This is a genomic window from Shewanella sp. M-Br, from assembly GCF_036245925.1.
GTDB classification, from domain to species: domain Bacteria; phylum Pseudomonadota; class Gammaproteobacteria; order Enterobacterales; family Shewanellaceae; genus Shewanella; species Shewanella oncorhynchi.
The window spans coordinates 193,001-214,357 of record NZ_BJBV01000001.1 but is presented as its reverse complement, the minus strand read 5'-3'; the positions used below and the strand labels follow the sequence as shown (position 1 = coordinate 214,357).

At 46.3% G+C, this 21,357-nt stretch carries 19 protein-coding genes; 15 read left to right on the top strand and 4 right to left on the bottom strand.

The annotated features are described in order from the left end of the window. Positions 1 to 4: 4 nt before the first annotated feature. Together AAA952_RS00925 and truC are read left to right on the top strand one after the other, a co-directional pair. Positions 5 to 325, top strand: a complete 321-nt coding sequence (locus AAA952_RS00925) for a YqcC family protein (RefSeq protein WP_028760615.1) — start codon at positions 5 to 7, stop codon at positions 323 to 325. Further along, positions 312 to 1,157, top strand: a complete 846-nt coding sequence (gene truC, locus AAA952_RS00920; RefSeq protein WP_113938962.1) for a tRNA pseudouridine(65) synthase TruC — start codon at positions 312 to 314, stop codon at positions 1,155 to 1,157. Before AAA952_RS00925 ends, truC begins: the two co-directional genes overlap by 14 nt. Positions 1,158 to 1,278: 121 nt before the next feature. On the opposite strand, the gene AAA952_RS00915 is transcribed toward truC, so the two are convergent. After that, entirely contained in the window at positions 1,279 to 1,473 is a 195-nt protein-coding gene (locus tag AAA952_RS00915) for a hypothetical protein (RefSeq protein WP_105249725.1), read from the bottom strand. Positions 1,474 to 1,594: 121 nt separating this feature from the next. Between AAA952_RS00915 and AAA952_RS00910 the strand changes: the two genes are divergently transcribed. The 4 genes from AAA952_RS00910 (at position 1,595) to AAA952_RS00895 (ending at position 6,628) form a co-directional block, all read left to right on the top strand. After that, on the top strand, positions 1,595 to 2,059 hold the full coding sequence (locus AAA952_RS00910; RefSeq protein ID WP_113938961.1) for a flavodoxin: 465 nt from the start codon (positions 1,595 to 1,597) through the stop codon (positions 2,057 to 2,059). Further along, entirely contained in the window at positions 2,011 to 3,492 is a 1,482-nt protein-coding gene (locus tag AAA952_RS00905) for a PTS transporter subunit EIIC (protein ID WP_113938960.1), read from the top strand. The genes AAA952_RS00910 and AAA952_RS00905 overlap by 49 nt, the downstream gene beginning before the upstream one ends. A 165-nt stretch (positions 3,493 to 3,657) precedes the next feature. Further along, positions 3,658 to 4,524 (top strand): formyltetrahydrofolate deformylase, encoded by an 867-nt coding sequence (gene purU / locus AAA952_RS00900; protein WP_173497916.1) that lies wholly within the window; start codon positions 3,658 to 3,660, stop codon positions 4,522 to 4,524. Between the two features lie 172 nt (positions 4,525 to 4,696). Continuing rightward, the gene (locus tag AAA952_RS00895; RefSeq protein WP_338253578.1) at positions 4,697 to 6,628 is read left to right on the top strand and encodes an HD domain-containing phosphohydrolase; all 1,932 of its coding nucleotides are present in this window, start codon (positions 4,697 to 4,699) and stop codon (positions 6,626 to 6,628) included. Positions 6,629 to 6,762: 134 nt separating this feature from the next. Here AAA952_RS00895 and dapD read toward each other — a convergent pair whose 3' ends face one another. Genes dapD through map form a run of 3 tightly spaced genes read right to left on the bottom strand, consistent with a single transcriptional unit; the run spans position 6,763 to position 11,055 of the window. Beyond that, positions 6,763 to 7,587: a 2,3,4,5-tetrahydropyridine-2,6-dicarboxylate N-succinyltransferase gene (gene dapD, locus AAA952_RS00890; RefSeq protein WP_028760609.1), complete on the bottom strand. Its 825-nt coding sequence runs from the start codon at positions 7,585 to 7,587 to the stop codon at positions 6,763 to 6,765. A gap of 21 nt (positions 7,588 to 7,608) precedes the next feature. Further along, entirely contained in the window at positions 7,609 to 10,194 is a 2,586-nt protein-coding gene (gene glnD, locus AAA952_RS00885; protein ID WP_168823186.1) for a bifunctional uridylyltransferase/uridylyl-removing protein GlnD, read from the bottom strand. Positions 10,195 to 10,224: 30 nt separating this feature from the next. Continuing rightward, positions 10,225 to 11,055 (bottom strand): type I methionyl aminopeptidase, encoded by an 831-nt coding sequence (map, locus tag AAA952_RS00880; RefSeq protein ID WP_226058787.1) that lies wholly within the window; start codon positions 11,053 to 11,055, stop codon positions 10,225 to 10,227. A 283-nt stretch (positions 11,056 to 11,338) separates the two neighbouring features. Here map and rpsB point away from each other — a divergent pair, with 283 nt between their 5' ends. The 9 genes from rpsB to bamA all read left to right on the top strand — a co-directional run bounded on the left by rpsB (position 11,339) and on the right by bamA (position 21,329). Next, a complete protein-coding gene (gene rpsB, locus AAA952_RS00875; RefSeq protein ID WP_028760607.1) occupies positions 11,339 to 12,067 on the top strand; it encodes a 30S ribosomal protein S2 in 729 nt (242 codons plus the stop codon). Positions 12,068 to 12,187: 120 nt separating this feature from the next. Further along, complete coding sequence (gene tsf, locus AAA952_RS00870) at positions 12,188 to 13,039, top strand: translation elongation factor Ts (protein WP_028760606.1); 852 nt, start codon at positions 12,188 to 12,190, stop codon at positions 13,037 to 13,039. Between the two features lie 68 nt (positions 13,040 to 13,107). Next, positions 13,108 to 13,845 carry a UMP kinase gene (gene pyrH, locus AAA952_RS00865; RefSeq protein ID WP_006080981.1) on the top strand — a complete coding sequence of 246 codons (738 nt, stop codon included), beginning with the start codon at positions 13,108 to 13,110 and terminating at the stop codon, positions 13,843 to 13,845. A 21-nt stretch (positions 13,846 to 13,866) separates the two neighbouring features. Next, positions 13,867 to 14,424, top strand: a complete 558-nt coding sequence (gene frr, locus AAA952_RS00860; RefSeq protein WP_012088724.1) for a ribosome recycling factor — start codon at positions 13,867 to 13,869, stop codon at positions 14,422 to 14,424. 81 nt (positions 14,425 to 14,505) lie between these two features. After that, positions 14,506 to 15,333 carry an isoprenyl transferase gene (locus tag AAA952_RS00855; protein WP_212600030.1) on the top strand — a complete coding sequence of 276 codons (828 nt, stop codon included), beginning with the start codon at positions 14,506 to 14,508 and terminating at the stop codon, positions 15,331 to 15,333. Positions 15,334 to 15,354: 21 nt separating this feature from the next. Next, entirely contained in the window at positions 15,355 to 16,212 is an 858-nt protein-coding gene (locus AAA952_RS00850) for a phosphatidate cytidylyltransferase (protein WP_105249720.1), read from the top strand. Positions 16,213 to 16,216: 4 nt separating this feature from the next. After that, entirely contained in the window at positions 16,217 to 17,407 is a 1,191-nt protein-coding gene (ispC, locus tag AAA952_RS00845) for a 1-deoxy-D-xylulose-5-phosphate reductoisomerase (RefSeq protein WP_338253569.1), read from the top strand. 39 nt (positions 17,408 to 17,446) lie between these two features. Continuing rightward, positions 17,447 to 18,817, top strand: coding sequence for a sigma E protease regulator RseP (rseP, locus tag AAA952_RS00840; protein ID WP_338253568.1), 1,371 nt, complete (start codon positions 17,447 to 17,449; stop codon positions 18,815 to 18,817). 31 nt (positions 18,818 to 18,848) lie between these two features. Next, on the top strand, positions 18,849 to 21,329 hold the full coding sequence (bamA, locus tag AAA952_RS00835) for an outer membrane protein assembly factor BamA (protein ID WP_338253566.1): 2,481 nt from the start codon (positions 18,849 to 18,851) through the stop codon (positions 21,327 to 21,329). Positions 21,330 to 21,357: the final 28 nt, after the last annotated feature.

Genomic DNA, 21,357 nt, shown 5'->3' with positions numbered 1-21,357 from the left:
AGCTATGTTATACAGTCAAACCCAAGCTAAATTGGCTCAGATTACCCACGCGCTGCAAGCGGCCGAGTTGTGGTCTGAGCAAGCGCCTTCTGCCGCAGCAATGGCAAGCACAGCACCTTTTGCCTGTGATCTTATGCCCCTTGAGCAGTGGCTGCAGTTTATTTTGCTGCCTAGAATGCAGACTTTAATCGAAACGGGGGCGCCATTGCCGACGCAAATTGCGATTGCCCCTATGGCTGAACATGTTTGGCTGGATATGCCCCCGCGCCAAACTTTAATTAGCCTATTGAATGAATTGGATATGTTGTTAAATGAATCAAGATGATATCTGGCTTGAAACGCCTGAAAATGCAGTGAATGTATCCCAAGAGGATGATTTAGAAGAGCAGGCGCCTGAGATTGAAATTCTTTATGAAGATGAGCACTTAGTGGCAATTCATAAACCCGCAGGCTTATTGGTCCATCGCAGTTATTTAGCGCGTCGGGAGCGATTTTTTGCCATGCAGCTGACCCGTGACTTAGTGGGCTGCCATGTGTTTCCTGTACATCGTCTCGACAGGCCGACATCCGGCGTGCTCTTGTTTGCCAAGAGTAGTGAAGTGGCCAATGCTCTGTGTGAGCAATTTGCCTCCCATACGATTGAAAAACAATATCTGGCTTTAGTGCGCGGTAATATGCATGAGAGCGGTATTTTAGACTATGCGCTTAAGGTTGAGTTGGATGAATTAGGCGATAAGAATGCCGATCCTAATAAAGCGGCGCAGGAGGCTGTGACGGCGTATGAGCCGTTACTCAATACTGAAATTCCGTATCCGTCAGGTCGATATCCCACTAGCCGATTCGCACTGGTACGCTTGAGTCCTAAAACGGGGCGTAAGCATCAGCTCAGAAGACACATGGCGCATTTACGCCACCCCATCGTCGGTGATACCACCCATGGCGATGGTAAGCAAAATGCATTTTTTCGTGAGCATTTCGGTATTAATCGCCTGTGGCTTATCGCAAAAAAACTCACCTTTACACACCCTATAACTCAAACTCGGCTCAGCATAGAAACCGAGCTCGAGCCTGAGTGGGAAACCGTGTTTGCCGAGCTAGGTTGGGATGAGGCGACCTTGAGTCAGCAAGCAGAGTTATTCATCGCCCAAGAGGCGTGAACAGCAAGCGGCCAATGCTTGATATGGTGATATCAACTTAGCCGCGTGAATAAAATTAAGTGCATTCACTTTGCTTTGTTATTGAAACTAAAGTCATCGAATTTAAAACGAGGTGGATTGCTTAATCGAGGAGTTGTGGCGTTTGTGCTGTTTGTGGCCGCAGCTCTTGCATCATGACGGCTAAGGTTGAGAATCCAGACGTGAGTGCAAGTGGCGATATGAGATTTTGCTGGGCGGAGTGGAAGTAGTTTTTACGTCGAATATGGGTTGTTTTGTGGTGCTGCTTGAGGTGTTTTTGGCGGGTGGACTGTCGCATTAGATATTTTCTCACGCTCAATGGCTTGATTTATAAAAAATTTGCGCCTTAGCTTGCTCATACGCTGAACAATAAAGTAAGGTCAGCCTAATAAGGTTTGCAACGCGATGTGGAGTGTATCATGAAAAAGGTGAATCTGGTGTTTGGCACTGTATATGGTAGTGCACAATTTGCCGCTGAAACCCTAGAGAAAGAAATGCAAGTTTTAGGTTATGATGTCACATTGTGGCAACCTAATGAGGTAGCAAGCTTTATTCCTCCTCAGGATGAATTGTTAGTGGTGGTGACTTCGACGACCGGACAAGGGGACTTACCCGATGATATTCAGTCTTGGTACCATAATCTTAAACATCTAGCCCCCTATTTACCTGAGCTTAGATACAGTGTGATAGCTCTAGGTGATTCAAGTTATGAGACTTTCTGCGGTGCAGGTAAGTCGGTAGATGCACTCTTGAGTGAACTTGGCGCTAAGCCGCTGGTGGAATTACTCGAAATTGATGCCTGTGAAACCATGGAACCTGAGGTTGAAGCGATAAAATGGCTAGAACGCTGGAATCAAGTCGTCAAAACCGAGCTCGTCGCTTAGGTAGTTTCGTCAATCTACAGTGGTTTAAATTTGCCCAGCGCTTAAGCCAAGCGCTGCTTATTCCTATTGCCATTTTACCCGCCGCTGGGGTTATGCTCGGCTTAACCGTTAGTCCAATTCCTTTTATGCCCGAAGAGCTGACAGTGCTGATGCTGGCGGTGGGCAAACTCATTTTCGCCATTATGCCGATGTTATTTGCCGTGGCTGTCGCTATTGGTTTTTGTCGCGATCAAGGCATTGCCGCCTTTTCGGCAGTGTTTGGTTATGGGGTGATGACGGCGACGTTAGCCGCACTGGCCGATTTGTATCGACTTCCAACCCAACCTTTATTAGGAATGGATACCTTAGATACTGGAATTGCAGGTGGCATGATGCTCGGTGGTATCACTTGCCTCGCAGTCCGTTGGAGTCAATATATTCGCTTGCCTGCGATTTTCTCTTTCTTCGAGGGACGTCGCAGTGCATCTTTACTTATTATTCCCCTAGCGATGAGCCTAGGTTATGTACTAGCCCATGTGTGGCCACCCTTAGCTTTATTGATTGAGCGCGTATCCGACTGGGCGGTTTATCAAAAACCGGCCATCGCCTTTGGTGTTTATGGCGCATTAGAGCGGTTACTTATACCCCTTGGTCTACACCATATTTGGAATGCGCCTTTTTACCTAGAGGTGGGCCAATATCAGTTATTGGGGCATGAAGTCGTTCGTGGTGAGGTGGCGCGCTATTTAGCGGGCGATCCGCAGGCAGGAAACCTTGCCGGTGGTTATCTGATTAAAATGTGGGGATTACCGGCGGCTGCACTGGCAATGTGGCGCTGTGCTGATCCCTCAGAGCGGAATCGCGTGGCGGGTATTATGCTCTCGGCGGGGGCGGCCAGTTGGTTAACTGGGGTGACTGAACCTATCGAATTTGCTTTTATGTTTGTGGCGCCGATTCTATTTATTATTCACGCCTTACTCACTGGGCTCGCTTATTTTGTCTGTATTATGCTGGATATTCACCACAGCATAGTATTCTCCCAAGGGCTGGTGGACTTTACGCTGCTATTTCCATTGTCCCGTAATGCCAGCTGGTTTATTTTCCTTGGGCCTTTAACCGCCATAATATATTACCTGTTGTTTAGACTGAGTATTTTAGCTTTTAATTTGAAAACTCCCGGTAGGCTTGAGCATAACGACAGTAAAGGACCTAAAGAAAGTTTACGGGCGATTATTGCGGCGCTCGGCGGGCGTGAAAATATCGTTGAACTTAATGCTTGTTTGACACGGTTACGCTTGAGCGTGCACAAGCCCGAGTTAGTCAATAAGGTGCGTTTGAGTCAGTTGGGTGCTAAGGGCGTGATTGTTATGGGCAAAGGTGTGCAGGTGGTTTACGGCACTAAGGCCGAAACCCTGCGTAAAGTATTGCAGCGTTACTTAGATACTCGCCGCTAGGATTGTGTTTTTACAAAATTAACTGCTTAATTTTTACATTTTATTGATTCAAGCCTCTGAAATATCATTTTTATTTTCACATTATAGGGTTTTCATACTGTTCAGCATGATTTGCTATGGCAAACTCGATGTAGGGACAATATAGGAGAGCCAACTTTGCAACAAATGACTGAAACTCGCGGTAATACTTCGCCATCCATAGAACGTAAAATCTTACTGACGGATTGCGCTGATGCCCAAGGCCTCATCGCTAAAATCACCAGTGTTTGTTTTACTCATAAACTGAATATCATCAAAAACAGTGAGTTTGTGGATAATGCCCAAGGGCGTTTCTTTATGCGAACTGAGTTAGAGGGCATTTTTAACAGCGAACTGTTATTGCAGGATCTGCGTGACGTACTGCCTACGCAAAATCATATGACGTTAGTTAGCGCGGGTAAAAAACGCATTGTGGTGTTAGTCACAAAGGAAGCACACTGTTTAGGCGATTTGTTAATGAAAGCCTATTACGGTGGTTTAAGTGTCGAGATTGCCGCTGTGGTGGGTAACCATGATGCACTACGTGAATTGGCAGAGAAGTTTAACATCCCTTTTCATCTGGTGAGTCACGAAGGCTTAGACCGAATTCAACACGAGCAAGCACTGTTGGCTGCGGTATCTCAATACGAACCCGATTATTTAGTCTTGGCTAAGTATATGCGGGTATTAACGCCTGATTTTGTGGCGCAATATCCTAATCGCATCATCAACATCCATCATTCTTTTTTACCTGCTTTTATCGGCGCAGCACCCTATCGCCAAGCCTGGGAGCGCGGGGTGAAAATTATCGGTGCGACGGCGCATTTTGTGAATAATTGCCTCGATGAAGGGCCGATCATTAAACAAGACGTGATTCCCGTCGACCACAGTTATAGCGCCTTAGAAATGGCACGTGCTGGGCGCGATGTTGAAAAGAGTGTATTGAGTAAAGCGCTGCAATTAGTGCTCAACGAACAAGTGGTCGTGTACGGCAATAAAACGATCGTTTTTTAAGATGTAGGTGAGTCGTGGCAATGGCATGACATTCAGCGGCATTTATTTTAACCCGCGTCTGTCATGAAATCAGCTATCATTATGTTTATTGGAGATTTTATAGTGCTCACATTGGGGTGAACATAGCGGTATAGTGTATTGCCCATGCTCGAATTACAGGTCGGAGTGCTGGATGTCAACTCGTCAAAGCCTTATTGTTGGAATGAAAGACTTGCCCGATAGTTTGAATTTATCTTGGGCACAGCTAGATGAGCAGTTTTGTGTGCTACGGATGAGCCAAGCCTTTTACAGCCGTTGCAAACGCTCTGCGGCGCAAATCATTAATCAACCCATTAGCCAATTGTTTAGTGCTTTTAATGCTGAACTATGCGCCGATATTGTGAGGCGACGCGGCCAAGAAATCGGTTTTCAATTACAAGATCATCGCGGCATACGTGTGCATCTCGCGCTGCATTCTTTGCCTGAAATGGGATGGTATTTGATTCTATCCGACATCAATTTTGAAGATCCGCAGATGAAGGAGTTGCACTCGGATTATCGTCGAGCGATTCAAGCCAGCGATGCTTGGCTGCAACACATTGAAGATGTGATTAAATCCTCCCAAGAAGAAGTATTTAAAGTCGCAGTTTCTAAGGCGATGTCACTCACTGGCAGTCGATATGGCTTTATTCTGTTGCATAACGAAAAGTTAAAAACACTCACACTCGCCGCGCGTTCTGAGTATCCCCACGCAGAGGCTAATCAAGCCGATTTTGTTGAAGATAATACCCAAGTGTCAGAACTTGAAAGCCGCGTATGGCTCGAATGTGTGCGAGATTATAAGCCGATCATCCAAAATCAAACCGACTCCCAAAGGCGCTTAGGGGATTTGCCCTTAGATAAACTGCTACTTGGAGGGCGTTACTTGGCGGTGCCGATTTTATTTCGCAGTCGCTTAGTGGGCATGCTGTGCGTGGTCGACCGTAAAGAGCCTTATAGTCGTAATGATGCGAGATCATTACTGACTTTTGCCAGCATTTTATGGCACAGCATTGAACTACCACGCACATTGCGCGCGGTATCCCGCCAGTCCAAAATCATTAAAGCGCAAAAAGAGCAATTATCTCAATCGTTAACCCAGCTTATTAGTGCTATTTCTGAGGCATTAGAACTGAAAGATGCCTATACCGCAGGGCATCAAAAGTCGGTGGCGCAATTAAGTTATTTGATTGGTGAGAAATTAGGTTTAGACCCGCTGCGTTTAGAAGGGCTGAAGATTGGTGCCTTAGTCCATGATATCGGCAAGTTAGCGATTCCATCGCAGATCTTGACAAAACCGTCAAAACTTTCAAAAGAAGAATACGCATTAATTCAGACTCACCCATTACATGGTGCTGAAATTATTGAGGATGTGGAGTTTCCTTGGCCCATTAAAGAGATGATTTTACAGCATCATGAGCGGCTCGATGGCTCAGGTTATCCCGCGGGCTTAAAGGATGAGGCGATTTTATATGAGGCGAAAATTATTGCCGTAGCCGATGTTGCCGATTCGATATTGTCCCACAGGCCTTATCGCCCATCGTTAGGGCTGGAGAAAATGACTGAAGTGCTGCGTGCGGGTAAAGGGACACTTTTTGACCCTGAGATAGTCGAAACTTGTTTAGCGATTTTGATTAATCGAGAGTTGAGTATTAGCGATCATATCGGTGCTGCGCCGCTTGAACCTTTAGTCACTATTTCACTCGACCATGAGTTAGTTGATATTAAGCGTTTACTTACGACTGCCCATGCTAAGGTGGCCGTGGTATTGGATGAGCAACATAAGATACTAGGGGTGATCACGAGTCGCTTACTGGAACATTGGTTTAGCCCATTACTTGGCACTGCGGCTGAGCGTGAGCAGGATAGGGCATCACTGCATAAAAAAGCCCATCAGATCATGCAGCATTCGGTGCCAACCATCAGTGAGGTGGCGACATCGGAAGATGCCTTATTGCAGTTGAATCTTTTGGATTCAGAATATCTTGTGGTGATAAACAAAGCACAGCAGCCATTGGGGATTATCGGCTGGCGGGCCATTGCCATGACAAGAAACGCTTTTCGCGAAGTTGAGAGTTTGATTTAAGTGTCTTATTAAACACTTTATTTTTAAGCCTGATAATGACAGCGCAACCGTAGGCTAAATTTTACCGACAATAAAAAAGATGCCCTTAGGCATCTTTTTATGGAACTCATGTTATCGAACAAATGCTGTGACTGTTAATCAACAATACGCAGTAATTCGTTGATACCCACTTTACTGCGAGTTTTTGCATCCACTTTCTTAACGATAATGGCGGCATAGAGGCTGTATTTGCCACAGGCAGATGGCAGGTTGCCAGAAACAACAACAGAGCCTGCTGGCACACGACCGTAATGCACTTCGCCGGTTTCGCGATCGTAAATTCGAGTGCTTTGGCCGATATACACGCCCATAGAAATCACTGAGCCTTCTTCAACCACAACGCCTTCAACAATCTCAGAACGTGCACCGATAAAACAGTTATCTTCGATGATAGTTGGGCCCGCTTGCAATGGCTCAAGTACGCCACCAATGCCCACTCCGCCAGATAAATGCACGTTTTTACCGATTTGTGCGCATGAGCCAACCGTTGCCCAAGTGTCAACCATAGTGCCTTCATCAACATAAGCACCTAAGTTCACATAGGATGGCATCAACACGGTATTTTTACCTATGAATGAGCCTTTACGTACTGTCGCCGAAGGCACTACACGAATGGCTTCTGCTTTAAAGCGGGCTTCATCATATTCGGCAAATTTTAACGGCACTTTGTCGAAGTATTTGGTTTCGGCGCCATCGATAACCACGTTATCGAAAATACGGAAGGACAGTAATACCGCCTTTTTCAGCCATTGGTGCACATGCCATTGTCCGTCGATTTTCTCGGCGACACGGACTTCACCTTTATCGAGCATATTGATGACATTTTGTACATCGCTGCGCACACCTGCGTCAACTGTGCTTGGCGTGATGTCGGCGCGAGCTTCAAAAGCCGCCTCAATACGTTGGCGTAAAGCCTCCATTTACTTCTCCCACTGGTCTCGTTAATTAACTGATTCGATATTCTTTGCACTCAGGGCACTGATTAAAGCATCCCTGAGGGTATTCTCTTGGGTTTCGTTAAGTTGCAAGCCGTCATTGGTCTGCAGCATAAAAAAGTCTTCGGCTCGCTCACCAATGGTGGTGATTTTGGCCGCGAGTAATGTTGTGTTGCAACGGTAAAAGATATCCCCGACTTTTGCCAGTAATCCTGGCGAATCTAAGGCGATAAGCTCCATCATACTTGTACCATGACGACTGCTTTCGAGGAAACTCACTTGTGTCGGCACATTAAAAGGTTTCATCTTGCGCGATAGTTTTCTAAAGCGCGGCAGTTTTGGACTGTCGCTCGACAGGGCTTTCTCAAGCGCCTTACGGATACTTTGGATGCGTGAAAGCTGGCTAACGGGCTCACCATCCTGCTCTAAGATCACAAAGGTATCGAGGGCATAATTATCTTTTGACGTCATGATGTTGGCATCATGGACGTTGATATTTTTATTGTCGAGTACCGCCATCACAGTTGCGAACAATTTAGGTCTGTCTTGGCAATAGACAAATAGCTCAGTACCACCACGGGTGGTGTGTTTGGACACTAAGACTAAAGGCTCATCCTGTTGTTTGTGCTTTAAAATCGCTTCGGCGTGCCACGCGACTTGATTTGGCTGATGGCGTAAAAAGTAATCTGCCTTAAAACGTTGCCACAGGGCATCGAGATCTTTCTCTTTCAGTCCACGGCGCAGCAGCTCTTTTTTCGCCTTAGCTTGGTATTCACGCACTCTGGCACGAATATCGACGGGTTTTTCTTTACCGCGGGCGAGCACCCTTTGGGTCGAAAAGTACAAATCGCGCAGCAGTGAGCCTTTCCAGTTGTTCCAGGTTTTTTCGTTGGTGGCGCAGATATCGGCGACGGTTAAGCAGTACAGATAGCTTAAATGCACGGCATCGCGGACTTTATTGGCAAAGTCGGCCACCACATCGGGATCGGAAATATCACGGCGCTGGGCGGTGACAGACATCACTAGATGATTCTCAACCAGCCAAGCGACTAGACGGCCATCGTGATCGTTTAACCCGTGCAGCTTACAAAAGGCGAGGGCATCGCTTGAGCCTAGTTTACTGTGATCGCCACCGCGGCCTTTGGCGATATCGTGGAAGATAGCGCCTAATACCAGTAAGCCCTTTTTCGGCAGTTGGTTGATCAGAATCGAGCCTAAGGGAAATTCTTCCTTTTGTTCGGCTTGGGAAAAACGCTCGATATTGAGCAGTAATCTGTGGGTGTGTTCATCGACTGTATAGGCGTGGAACAGGTCGAACTGCATCTGGCCTTCAATATTTCGCCATGCGGGTAGATAGGCCGATAACACACCGTGTTTATGCATTAAAGACAAAGCAACAATGCCGCGAGGGTGGCGCAGAATTTCCATAAAGGCTTGGCGACAAAGCGGGTTTTCTTGTAAGGCTTGCGGCTGGGCGCGTCTTGCTCGGCGCAGCGAACGCAGCGTTGGTGCGTAAATGCCTTTGATGTTGGAGTTTTTAGCGACTAACAAAAACAGCCGGACAATTTCTTCGCCGCTATCGAAAAGATCATCGCTTAGCGCTTCGATAAAAGTGCCGCGGCGCTGGTAGTGTTTATCTATCGATTGAATTTCTAAAGCTTTTGTGTGCCCCAGTGTTGCCCGTTTAAACAGCTGCAGCAACATTTCGTTTAGCTCCATCACTCGGCGTACCGTGCGATAGTAACGTTTCATCATTTGCTCAACAGCAAGCTGGGTGGCGTCTTCATACCCCATAAGCTCGGCAACTTGGCGTTGTACATCAAAGAGTAAGCGATTTTCATCGCGACCGACCACCATATGCAGAGCAAAGCGTAACTTCCACAAAAAGTGCTGACATTCGAGCAGCTCTTCTAATTCACCGGGCTCTAAAAAGTCGTATTGGACTAATTCTTCGAGGCGAGCGGCGCCAAAGTGACGCATGGCTACCCAAGCAATGGTTTGAATATCCCTAAGACCACCGGGACAACTCTTGATATTGGGTTCTAAATCGAAGGCACTGGCTCTGGCATGGCGGGCATTTTGCTCATCCCGTTTTGCGATAAAAAAATCGCTTGAAGTCCAAAAGTCACTCTGACGAATCGCATCATAAAGTTGATCGAATAAAAATTCGGGCCCTTCGAGCAATCGTGCCTCTAACAGATTGGTGGCTATGGTGATGTCTTCACGGCCGAGGATAATCGTGTCGTTTAACGTACGGACACTGTGGCCGATTTCCAGATTGGCATCCCATAGAAAGGCAATAAACTGACTGAGTGCTGCTTCGGCGGCGGGTGACAAGATATCATTAAACAGGAACAGCAAGTCTACATCTGAGTGGGGATGCAGCTCCCCACGGCCATAGCCGCCCACGGCAATCAGGGCAATATCATATTCCCTTAGACCGTGCTGTTCCCAAGCTTGCTTGACAAGGGCATCGACAAATTGACAGCGCTGCGTGACGAGCTCTTCAATCGGGGTTTTAGCCTTAAAACTGGCCAAAAGAATCTGATTCTGTTCGATTAATGATTGTTTAGCGAGCAGAGCTATATTCATCGAGTCCCTTGTTTTTATTTTTGTGGTGGCCTATCGCTCGTGATTGATGATACGTGGGAAATCCTCATCCTCACGCAGGGTAAGTACTTCAACTCCTTTTTCAGTCACCAGTAAGGTATGTTCCCACTGGGCTGAATTTTTACCATCGGAGGTCGTTACCGTCCACTTATCATCGCGATCGAGTATGGTCGTGTGGCGACCGGCATTGATCATAGGTTCAATGGTGAAACACATGCCTGGGCGTAATACTGTGTTATCGCCGTTACGGTAATGCATAACCTGAGGTTCTTCATGGAAACCCGAGCCAATACCGTGGCCACAATAATCTTGCACGATGGAATATTTCTCAAGGCCTGTTTTACTTGCTTTGATGAATTTTTCGATAGTATTGCCAATTTCACCCAGTTTTAAACCTGGACGCACCTTACGAATAGCTAAATACAGGCTTTCTTGCGCGATGCGGCACAGACGTTTGTCCTTCGCACTCACTTCACCGATTAAAAACATCATCGAGGTATCGCCGTGATAACCGTCTTTAATCACTGTGATGTCGATATTGAGGATATCGCCTTCTTTCAATGGTGGGTTGTCGTTTGGAATGCCGTGGCAAATCACATGGTTTACAGAAGTACAAATGGATTTAGGAAAACCATGGTAGTTAAGCGGCGCCGAAATCGCACCTTGCTCTTCGGTATATTTGGCGCAGAGGTCATTGAGCTCATTGGTGGTCACGCCCGGTTTAACATGCGGCGCGATCATTTCTAATACCTGTGCGGCTAGTTTGCCCGCAGCACGCATTTTTTCAATTTCTTCAGCGGTCTTGATGACTATACTCATTGCGTTTTCTCTTGTGTCTTTAATGTCTGTTGGCCACGCAACCTAATGCAAAAATTTGTGCTTTAGGGCTATTTATGGTATAAAGCGCGCCGTTATGTTTAAGTCTTGATGAATTGTCCAAGCCAGCTTTTGCGCTGCTTTGATACTTGCAAGACTAAAGATGGCGGCCATTATACATGGCTATTTGTCTAAATACTAAATCACACACGTGTCGACACATTCTTCGGGGTGCCCTCAGTTGTTATATAAGGGGTCGAAGACATGGGATACGTGGAGGTCTAACCCCCTAAATTTTAAGGTAATAGAAATGACTACAGTTTCAATGCGCGATATGCTTCAGGCCGGTGTCCACTTCGGTCACCAAACCCGTTACTGGAACCCAAAAATGAAGCCATTCATTTTCGGTGCTCGCAACGGTGTTCACATCATCAACCTTGAGCATACTGTGCCAATGTTCAATGAAGCGCTAGCTTTCATCAGCAACGTAGCTTCAAAGAAAGGTAAAGTATTATTCGTTGGTACTAAACGTGCTGCTGGCGAAGCGATCAAAGAAGCTGCTCTGTCTTGTGACCAGTACTATGTTGATCACCGCTGGTTAGGCGGTATGCTGACTAACTGGAAAACCGTTCGTCAGTCAATCAAACGTCTGAAAGAACTGGAAAGCCAATCAGTAGACGGTACTTTCGACAAGCTGACCAAGAAAGAAGCGCTGATGCGTACTCGTGAGCTTGAAAAGCTGGAAAAATCTTTAGGTGGTATTAAAAACATGGGCGGCCTGCCAGACGTATTATTCGTCATTGGTGCTGACCATGAGCATATCGCTATTAAAGAAGCTAACAACCTGGGTATCCCTGTTGTTGCAGTTGTTGATACTAACTCTGCGCCAGATGGTGTTAACTACATCGTTCCTGGTAACGACGACGCTATGCGTGCTATCCGCCTGTACACTTCTTCTGTTGCTGCTGCTGCAAAAGCTGGCCGTGGTCAAGATTTGGCTGTTCAAGCTGAGCAAGACGGTTTCGTAGAAGCCGAATAATAATAAGGCGGGATGATTATCATCACCCTTATTAACCAAGATTTTTGATTGGTTAACAGGGGCCATTCGGCCCCTGTTTTATATCTGCAAATTAGTCGATTTTTTATAGAGGATTTAACAATGGCAATTACTGCTGCCCAAGTTAAAGAACTGCGCGACCGTACTGGCGCAGGCATGATGGATTGTAAAAACGCTCTGACAGAAGCTAACGGCGACATGGAGTTAGCAATTGACAACATGCGTAAGTCTGGCGCTGCTAAAGCGGCTAAAAAAGCGGGTAACATCGCTGCTGACGGTACAATTCTGATCAAGAATGGCGAAGGTTTCGCTGCGCTATTAGAAGTTAACTGTCAAACTGACTTCGTTGCTAAAGATTCAAACTTCTTAGCATTCGCGAACGCAGTATTAGATGCCGCTGCTGCATCTAAAGTGACTCTTGAAGATTTAAAAGCACAGTTTGAAGATGCACGCGTTGCATTGGTAACTAAAATCGGTGAAAACATCAACATTCGTCGTGTTGAGTACATCGATGGTGCAAACCTATCTTCATACCGTCATGGTGAGCGCATTGGCGTTGTTGTTGCTGGTGAAGCTGACGAAGAAACCTTAAAGCACATCGCAATGCACGTTGCTGCTTCTAAGCCTGAATACGTGAACCCAGAAGATGTTCCTGCAGAAATCGTTGCAAGAGAACAAGCTCTGCAAATCGAAATGTCAATGAACGAAGGCAAATCGGCAGAGATCGCTGAGAAGATGGTTCTAGGTCGTATGAAGAAGTTCACCGGTGAGATTTCTCTGACTGGTCAAGCTTACATCATGGAACCAAAGAAAACTGTTGGCGAAATTCTGAAAGAGAAAGGCGCTAAAGTCACTAACTTCATTCGTTTAGAAGTGGGTGAAGGTATTGAGAAGAAAGAAGAAGATTTCGCGGCTGAAGTTGCTGCTCAAATCGCTGCTTCTAAAAAGGCTTAATCGCCAACGCTAAATACCCCCAAGACCGCGGCAATAGCTGCGGTCTTGTTATGACCAGGATAAAAATTATGAGCACCAATCCAAAACCCGCATTTAGACGCATTCTTCTTAAATTAAGTGGCGAAGCACTGATGGGCGACGAAGGCTTCGGCATCGACCCCAAAGTATTAGATCGCATGGCTCAGGAAGTGAAAGAGCTGGTTGAGCTGGGTATTCAGGTGGGTGTGGTTATTGGTGGTGGTAATCTGTTTCGCGGTGAAGGCCTAGCAAAAGCAGGCATGAACCGTGTGGTGGGCGATCACATGGGTATGCTGGCAACGGTTATGAACGGCTTGGCAATGCGAGACGCCCTGCACCGTGCCTATGTTAATGCTCGTCTGATGTCAGCTATCCCGTTAAAGGGTGTGTGTGATGATTACAATTGGGCTGAAGCGATCAGCTTGCTAAAATCTGGCCGAGTGGTTATTTTTGCTGCCGGTACAGGTAATCCTTTCTGCACGACCGATTCTGCGGCCTGTTTACGCGGCATTGAAATCGAAGCTGAAGTCGTATTGAAAGGCACTAAAGTCGACGGTGTATACTCCGAAGATCCAATGAAGAACCCAGACGCCGTTAAGTATGATGAAGTGACTTATGCGGAAATTCTGGAAAAAGAATTAAAAGTAATGGACTTAGCCGCCTTTACTATGGCGCGTGATCACGACATGCCTATTTTAGTCTTCAACATGAATAAACCTGGCGCTCTACGCCGCGTTATCATGGGTGAAGAAGAAGGCACGCTGATCAGAGCGAAAAAAGTTATTTAATGACCAAGAAGGACATTTAACGTGATTGAGAACATTAAGAAAGATGCGCAAGAGCGTATGGGTAAATGCGTTGACGCGACTAAAAACCAAATGGCAAAAGTGCGTACCGGTCGTGCCCACCCAAGCCTGCTGGATTCCATTCAAGTCTCTTACTACGGCACTATGACGCCACTAAACCAAGTGGCTAACGTGGGCGTTGAAGATTCACGCACTCTGTCTGTGACTGTGTTTGACCGTAGTGCTATCCAAGCTGTTGAAAAGGCTATTATGAGCTCTGATTTAGGTCTGAACCCTATGTCAGCTGGCGCGACATTACGTATTCCATTACCCGCGCTGACCGAAGAACGTCGTAAAGACTTCATCAAAGTGGTGCGTAACGAAGCTGAAAACGGTCGTATTGCTATCCGTAACGTGCGTCGTGATGCGATTTCTGAAGTGAAAAAGCTTGAAAAAGCTAAAGCTTGTACTGAAGATGATGTGCGTCGCAGTGAAGAAGAAGTGCAAAAGTTCACCGATGCTCACATTAAAAAGGTCGATGAGATTTTAGCGGCCAAAGAAATTGAGTTGATGGAAGTCTAATCTCAGTTCGATAAGCTAGAGTTGATGCGCCGTGTAGGGGTATACTACACGGCGTTTGTCTATTTTAAAGGGCTGTATTAGATGTCATCCACAGTGGAACTTGATCCGCACCCTAGGACGAGTGAGAGTGATTTATACACTCAAACGACCTTGCCGGGACAATTACCCGAACTCGTGAAACAGTCGTTACCTAAGCATGTTGCTATTATCATGGATGGCAATGGGCGTTGGGCACAAACCCAAGGTAAACCACGAGTGATGGGACATAAGGCTGGTGTTAAGGCCGTTAGAAGAGCTGTAAGCACGGCAAGCCAATTAGGGATTGAATCGCTAACCTTATTCGCATTTTCTAGCGAGAATTGGCGTAGACCCGATAAAGAAGTCAGCTTGCTGATGGAGTTGTTTTTTACCGTATTACAGCGCGAAATTAAATTGCTGGATAAGAATCAGGTTAAGCTCAACATTATTGGTGATATCAGCCGCTTTTCGGCGCGATTACAGAAGCAAATTGCTGCTGCTCAAGAGAAGACATCTCGCAATACTGGCTTGATTCTAAATGTTGCGGCTAACTATGGTGGCCGTTGGGACATACTTCAAGCAGCACAAAAATTAGCGGAAAAGGTCGAAACTGGCGAAATGACCAGCAGTCAGTTCACCGAAGAAGCCTTAAGTGCACATTTGTGCATGCAAAATCAGAGTGAAGTTGATTTAATGATCCGCACGGGCGGGGACTGTCGCATCAGCAATTTTGTGCTGTGGCAGGCGGCCTATGCAGAATTGGTGTTTACCGACACCCTTTGGCCTGATTTCGATGAACAGGCTTTTCATGAAGCGATAGCCATTTTTGCAAGTCGCCAGCGCCGTTTTGGTCTGACTGGAAGTCAGATTGATGAGATGCGTGCATTGTAAAACCTCATGAGGGATTTTTTTTTGCTAAAACAACGAATAATAACAGCAACTTGGTTAGTTCCATTAGTTTTGGGGGCGATATTTTTGCTCCCTGCCAGCTACTTCGCCTGGGCCTTAGTTGCCGTCTTCCTTATTGCAGCAAAGGAATGGGGAAGAATTATCGATAATCAGTGTGATGTCACTCAGTGGAGCTTTACCTTCACAGTTGGTATCTTATTGGTGGCAATTAATCTGATCGTGCCAATTGATGCAGTTTGGTTAAGCCACCAATTACATCCTATCTATTTGGCCATTCTCTATATTGGCGCATTCTGGTGGTTAGCATCACTATTATTAGTGGTAACTTATCCTAAAAGCGCTAAGTTCTGGCAAAAGAATCCTATGTTTAAGTCCATGTTTGGACAGTTAACCTTAGTGCCTTGCTTTGTTGCTCTTATCGCACTCAAATCTATTAGCTCACAAACTTCACCCTATTACGGCCCAGTATTAGTACTGTTAGTGATGTTGATTGTGTGGGCCGCAGATTCTGGGGCTTACTTCGTCGGTAAAGCGATAGGTAAAACGAAACTGATGCCTGCAGTGAGCCCTGCTAAAACCTTGGAAGGCCTAGTTGGTGGTTTAGTGACGACTATGCTCGTGGTTGCAGGTGTTATGTATTATTCGCCAGAGCAAGAACTGGGTTTGGTTGTGGCAGTGACCTTATTTGTTGCTTTAGTGTCAGCGCTGGGCGATTTATCTGAGAGTATGTTTAAGCGTGCGGCCTGTATTAAAGATTCTGGCACTATTTTGCCCGGTCACGGCGGCGTGCTCGACCGCATCGACAGCCTGACTGCAGCCTTGCCGGTGTTTACCCTGATCTACATTGCATTCTGGATGTAACGCTATGCAAAATATGGTGATTTTGGGTGCTACCGGTTCAATTGGTGCTAGTACCTTAAGCGTGATTTCGGCTAATCCATTGGCTTATAGCATCTATGGATTGGTGGCCAATGCGAGCGTTGATAAGATGCTGGCTTTGTGTGTAGCCCATAAACCGAAAGTCGCGCATATGGTGGATGAAGAGGCTGCGAAACAGTTACGCGCCGTTTTACCCGCTGCGCTCAATATCCAAGTCACTACTGGCATGAACGATTTACTCGGTTTAGTGACGGCTGCCGAAGTGGATACTGTAATGGCAGCGATTGTCGGGGCGGCAGGGCTAGTACCAACCCTTGAAGCCGTGAAGGCGGGAAAGCGAGTATTACTGGCCAATAAAGAAGCTTTAGTCATGTCGGGTGAGTTGTTTATTGAGGCGACTAAGCGCTCTGGTGCTGTGCTCTTGCCCGTGGACAGTGAGCATAATGCTATCTTTCAATGTTTACCCCTAGAAGTGCAGGCTAACCTCGGCCGTTGCGATTTAGCTGCGTCGGGTATATCCCATATTTTGTTAACCGGTTCTGGCGGACCTTTCCTGCGGTCGGATCTTGCGACACTTGCGGCCATGACGCCTGCCCAAGCCTGTAAACACCCTAATTGGTCCATGGGACCTAAAATCTCTGTCGACTCCGCCACTATGATGAATAAGGGCTTAGAGTTCATTGAGGCGCGGTGGTTGTTTAACACTCAGGCTGAGCAACTTAAAGTGGTTATTCATCCGCAAAGCGTGATCCACTCTATGGTGCAGTACCGTGATGGTTCGGTTATCGCCCAAATGGGTAACCCTGATATGCGCACACCGATTGCCCATTGCATGGCTTATCCGCAAAGAATTCATTCGGGCGTTGAACCTTTAGATTTTTTCAAAGTCGGACAGTTAAGCTTTTATGAACCTGATTTTGAACGTTTCCCCTGTTTGGCTTTGGCTATGGAGGCGTGTGCCCAAGGTCAAGAGGCAACAACCGTATTAAATGCTGCCAATGAGGTCGCTGTTGAAGCATTCTTGCAGGGGAAAATTGGTTTTACGCAAATTGCAAAAGTGAATGAGGCTTGTTTAGTCACTGTGCCTAAACGTCCTATGGGCAGCATAGAAGATATTTTAGCCTTAGATGCGCAAACCCGCGTCTATGCGCGTGAGACATTAGCAAGCATCGCTTAGCAATAGCTGAGTGATTAAATTTATAACGTAAGGAGTGGGATGTTAGATTTTTTATGGAACTTAGGTTCTTTCATCGTTGCACTGGGTCTGTTAATTACTGCCCACGAATACGGCCATTTCTATATCGCGCGACGTTGTGGCGTGAAAGTCGAACGTTTCTCCATTGGTTTTGGTAAGGCTATTTGGCGCCGTGTTGGTAAAGACGGCACTGAATATGTGTTAGCCATGATCCCCCTTGGCGGCTATGTCAAAATGCTCGATGAGCGTGTTGAAGATGTTCCCGATGAATTAAAAGATCAAGCGTTCAATCGTAAAACCGTATGGCAACGTATTGCGATTGTGGCCGCAGGTCCAATTGCTAACTTTATTTTTGCCATCGTTGCCCTGTATTTTATGTATCTGATTGGTGTGCCATCACTTAAGCCTGTGATCACCTCGACGACACCCGGGACTGCTGCTGCGCAAATTCAAATCACAGAGCCAATGCAAATAACGGCCATTTCCGGTCAGGCTGTGCGTAACTGGGAAGAAGTGAATTTAGCTTTAGTCGGCCACATAGGTGATGAAAGTCTGAGTGTATCGCTAACGCCATTGAATGGTTTGCAAGGTTTAGACTCTAGTGCGCGGTCTTATACCTTAGATACGCGTAATTGGCGTTTTGATCCTGAAAAAGAATCCCCGATTACGGCATTAGGGTTAGGGATTTATCGTCCCGAAATCGTCCCCACCATTGCTGCGATTAGTCCTGACAGTGCCGCTGCGAATAGTGAGCTAAAAGTCGGTGACACCTTAGTCGCAATAAATGGTAAAAATTATACCGATTGGCAGGCTTTTGTTGACATTATTCAACATTCTGCCAATGTGCCTGTGAGTTTAACTGTGCGTCGCAATGGCGAACAGTTTAATGTGGCAGTGACACCCTTAAGCAGTAAAAATGCCGATGGCCAAGAGATAGGTATGCTCGGGGTGAGCCCAACCCAAGCACAATGGCCAGACAATATGCGTTTACAACTTGAATATGGACCAATCGATTCTTTCGGTATAGCAGCAGATAAAACATGGCAACTTGTTGCTGTGAGCTTTAAGATGATTGGCAAATTATTTACCGGCGATGTGTCGGTGAAAAACCTGAGTGGACCCATTTCGATCGCACAGGGTGCGGGCAGTAGTGCAAACTATGGCTTGGTCTATTTTCTCGGGTTCCTCGCGCTCATCAGCGTCAATTTAGGCATCATTAACTTGCTGCCTTTACCTGTGCTCGATGGGGGACACCTGCTGTATTACTTTATTGAAGTAATAACTGGTAAACCTGTACCTGAAAAGGTGCAGGAAATAGGATTCAGATTTGGGGCAGCAATACCGCTGATGTTGATGAGCGTTGCGCTTTTCAATGATTTTGCCCGACTCTGAGCAAGGACAGACTAATAATTAGAAGTGCTCTATGAGATTGAATAAACTTTTTGCCTCGATGTTATTCGTCGGTGCGTCGTTTTCAGGGACTGTGTTGGCAGATACTTTCCAACCGTTTGAAGTGACCGACATCCAAGTTGAAGGTTTGCAACGAGTTGCACTCGGTGCTGCCTTGTTAAGCTTACCAGTAAAAGTAGGTGACACTGTTGACCAGTTAAGAATCCAGCAAGCGATTAAAAGCTTGTATGTATCGACTAACTTTGAAAATGTCTCCGTGAGCCGAGATGGCGGCGTGTTGGTGGTGAAAGTCACTGAACGTCCAACTATTAGTGCCGTGACATTCGATGGCAACAAAGACATTAAAGACGAACAGTTACAGGAAAGTCTGGACGGTTCTGGCGTTAAAGTCGGTGAGTCGCTCGATCGCACTATGTTGACCGGTATTGAAAAGGGTCTGCAGGATTTCTACTACGGCGTGGGTAAATACGGCGCGAAAGTGGAAGCCCAAGTGATTAACTTACCCCGTAATCGGGTTGAACTGAAATTTAAGTTTACCGAAGGTTTAGCGGCCGAAATCCGTCAAATTAACGTGGTCGGTAATCATGAGTTCACCGATGCTGAGTTGATTGGCATGCTGGAACTTAAAGATTATGTGGCTTGGTGGGATCTGTTCGGCGAACGCCGTTATCAGAAGCAAAAGCTGCAGGCCGATCTCGAGACCATCAAAACCTATTATCACAATAAAGGTTATATCCGCTTCGAAGTCACCTCGACTCAAGTGGCCATGACGCCTGACCGTAAAGGTTTATATATCACCATCAACGTAGATGAAGGTGAGAAATATAAAGTTAAAGAAGTAAACCTGACGGGTGATTTGATGGGCCGTGAAGAGTTGATGAAATCAATTCTGCCAATCAAAGCGGGTGATATGTACAACGGCGGTGATGTGACTTTCACCGAAGAAATGTACAGCAAGTATTTAGGCCGCTTCGGTTATGCTTACCCTGAAGTGAAAACCTACCCTGAAATTGATGATAAGACTAAAGAAGTCACCTTAAACATCAATGTTAAACCGGGTAAACGTGTTTACGTACGGGCGATTAACTTCACTGGTAACACAGTGACTAAAGATGAAGTGATGCGCCGTGAGCTGCGTCAGATGGAAGGCGCTTGGTTAAACTCAGCGCAAGTTGAGCAATCTAAAGCGCGTCTTAACCGTTTGGGCTTCTTCGAAACCGTTGACACTGAAACCATTCAAGTGCCGGGTACCGATGACTTAGTTGATGTTGCGGTTAAAGTGAAAGAGCAGCCATCGGGCTCATTTAACGCGGGTGTCGGTTATGGTACTGAATCAGGCCTGAGCTTGCAGTTTGGTGTACAGCAAAACAACTTCTTAGGCACAGGTAATCAAGCTGGTATTAGCTTGAGCACCAACAAGTACTCTAAAAACGTTAACTTATCCTATACCGATCCGTACTGGACAAAAGACGGTGTGAGTTTAGGCGGGAGCGTTTATTGGAGTGAGTTTGACGCCAATGAAGCTAACTTAGAACGCTATAAAAACAGTTCTTATGGTGTGGCGCTTAACTCGGGTTTCCCGATTAACGAATACAACCGTATCAATGGTGGTATTGGCTATCGTCACAACACGATTTCTGAGATCTCAGCTTATGAGCAGGCGCTGCGTTTCTATAACATCTATCGTGATGACGATCCAAACGCGGACTTAAGTTTCGATAACTTTGAACTCAGCCTGGGCTGGTATCGTAGCACCTTGAACCGTGGCACTTTCCCAACAGACGGCTCTTCTCAGCGTCTGAACGGCAAAATGACTTCACCAGGGTCTGATTTACAGTATTTTAAGACAGACTTTGACACTAACTACTATTTCCCTGTTAACCGCAGTCAGAGCGTTGTGCTCTTGGCCCGTGGTCGATTAGGTTATGGTAACGGTTATGGTCAATTTAATGATAATGACCAAATTTTGCCTTTCTGGGAAAACTATTACTCAGGTGGTAGTAGCTCGCTACGTGGCTTTAAGTCGAACTCTGTAGGTCCACGTTCATTCTATCTCTATCGAGGTAGTGAGCCGTGTGCACCGGATCCATCGGGCGATGGCTGTAGCTTGCCTGGCGATCCTAATAGTATCCAAGTCAGTTCTGGCCGCTCTATCGGTGGTAATGCCCTTGCAACGGCAAGTATGGAGTTGATTGTACCAACCCCATTCCTGGATGAGGCTTACACTAACTCAGTTCGTACTAGTTTCTTCGTCGATGCGGGTAACGTCTGGGATACTGAGTTTGATTACGAGTCATATCAAACACTTCCGGCGGACGAGTTTGCTAAGTTACAAGACTATAGTGATCCAGCTCGCCTGCGCGCCTCTTGGGGCTTGAGTGTTCAATGGTTATCACCTATGGGACCTATGGTGTTCAGCTTGGCGTGGCCGCTTAAAGAATATGAAGGTGACCAAACGGAGATCTTCTCTTTCAATATTGGCAAAACTTTTTAAAAGGCATACACTCGGCAAGTTTTGCTGA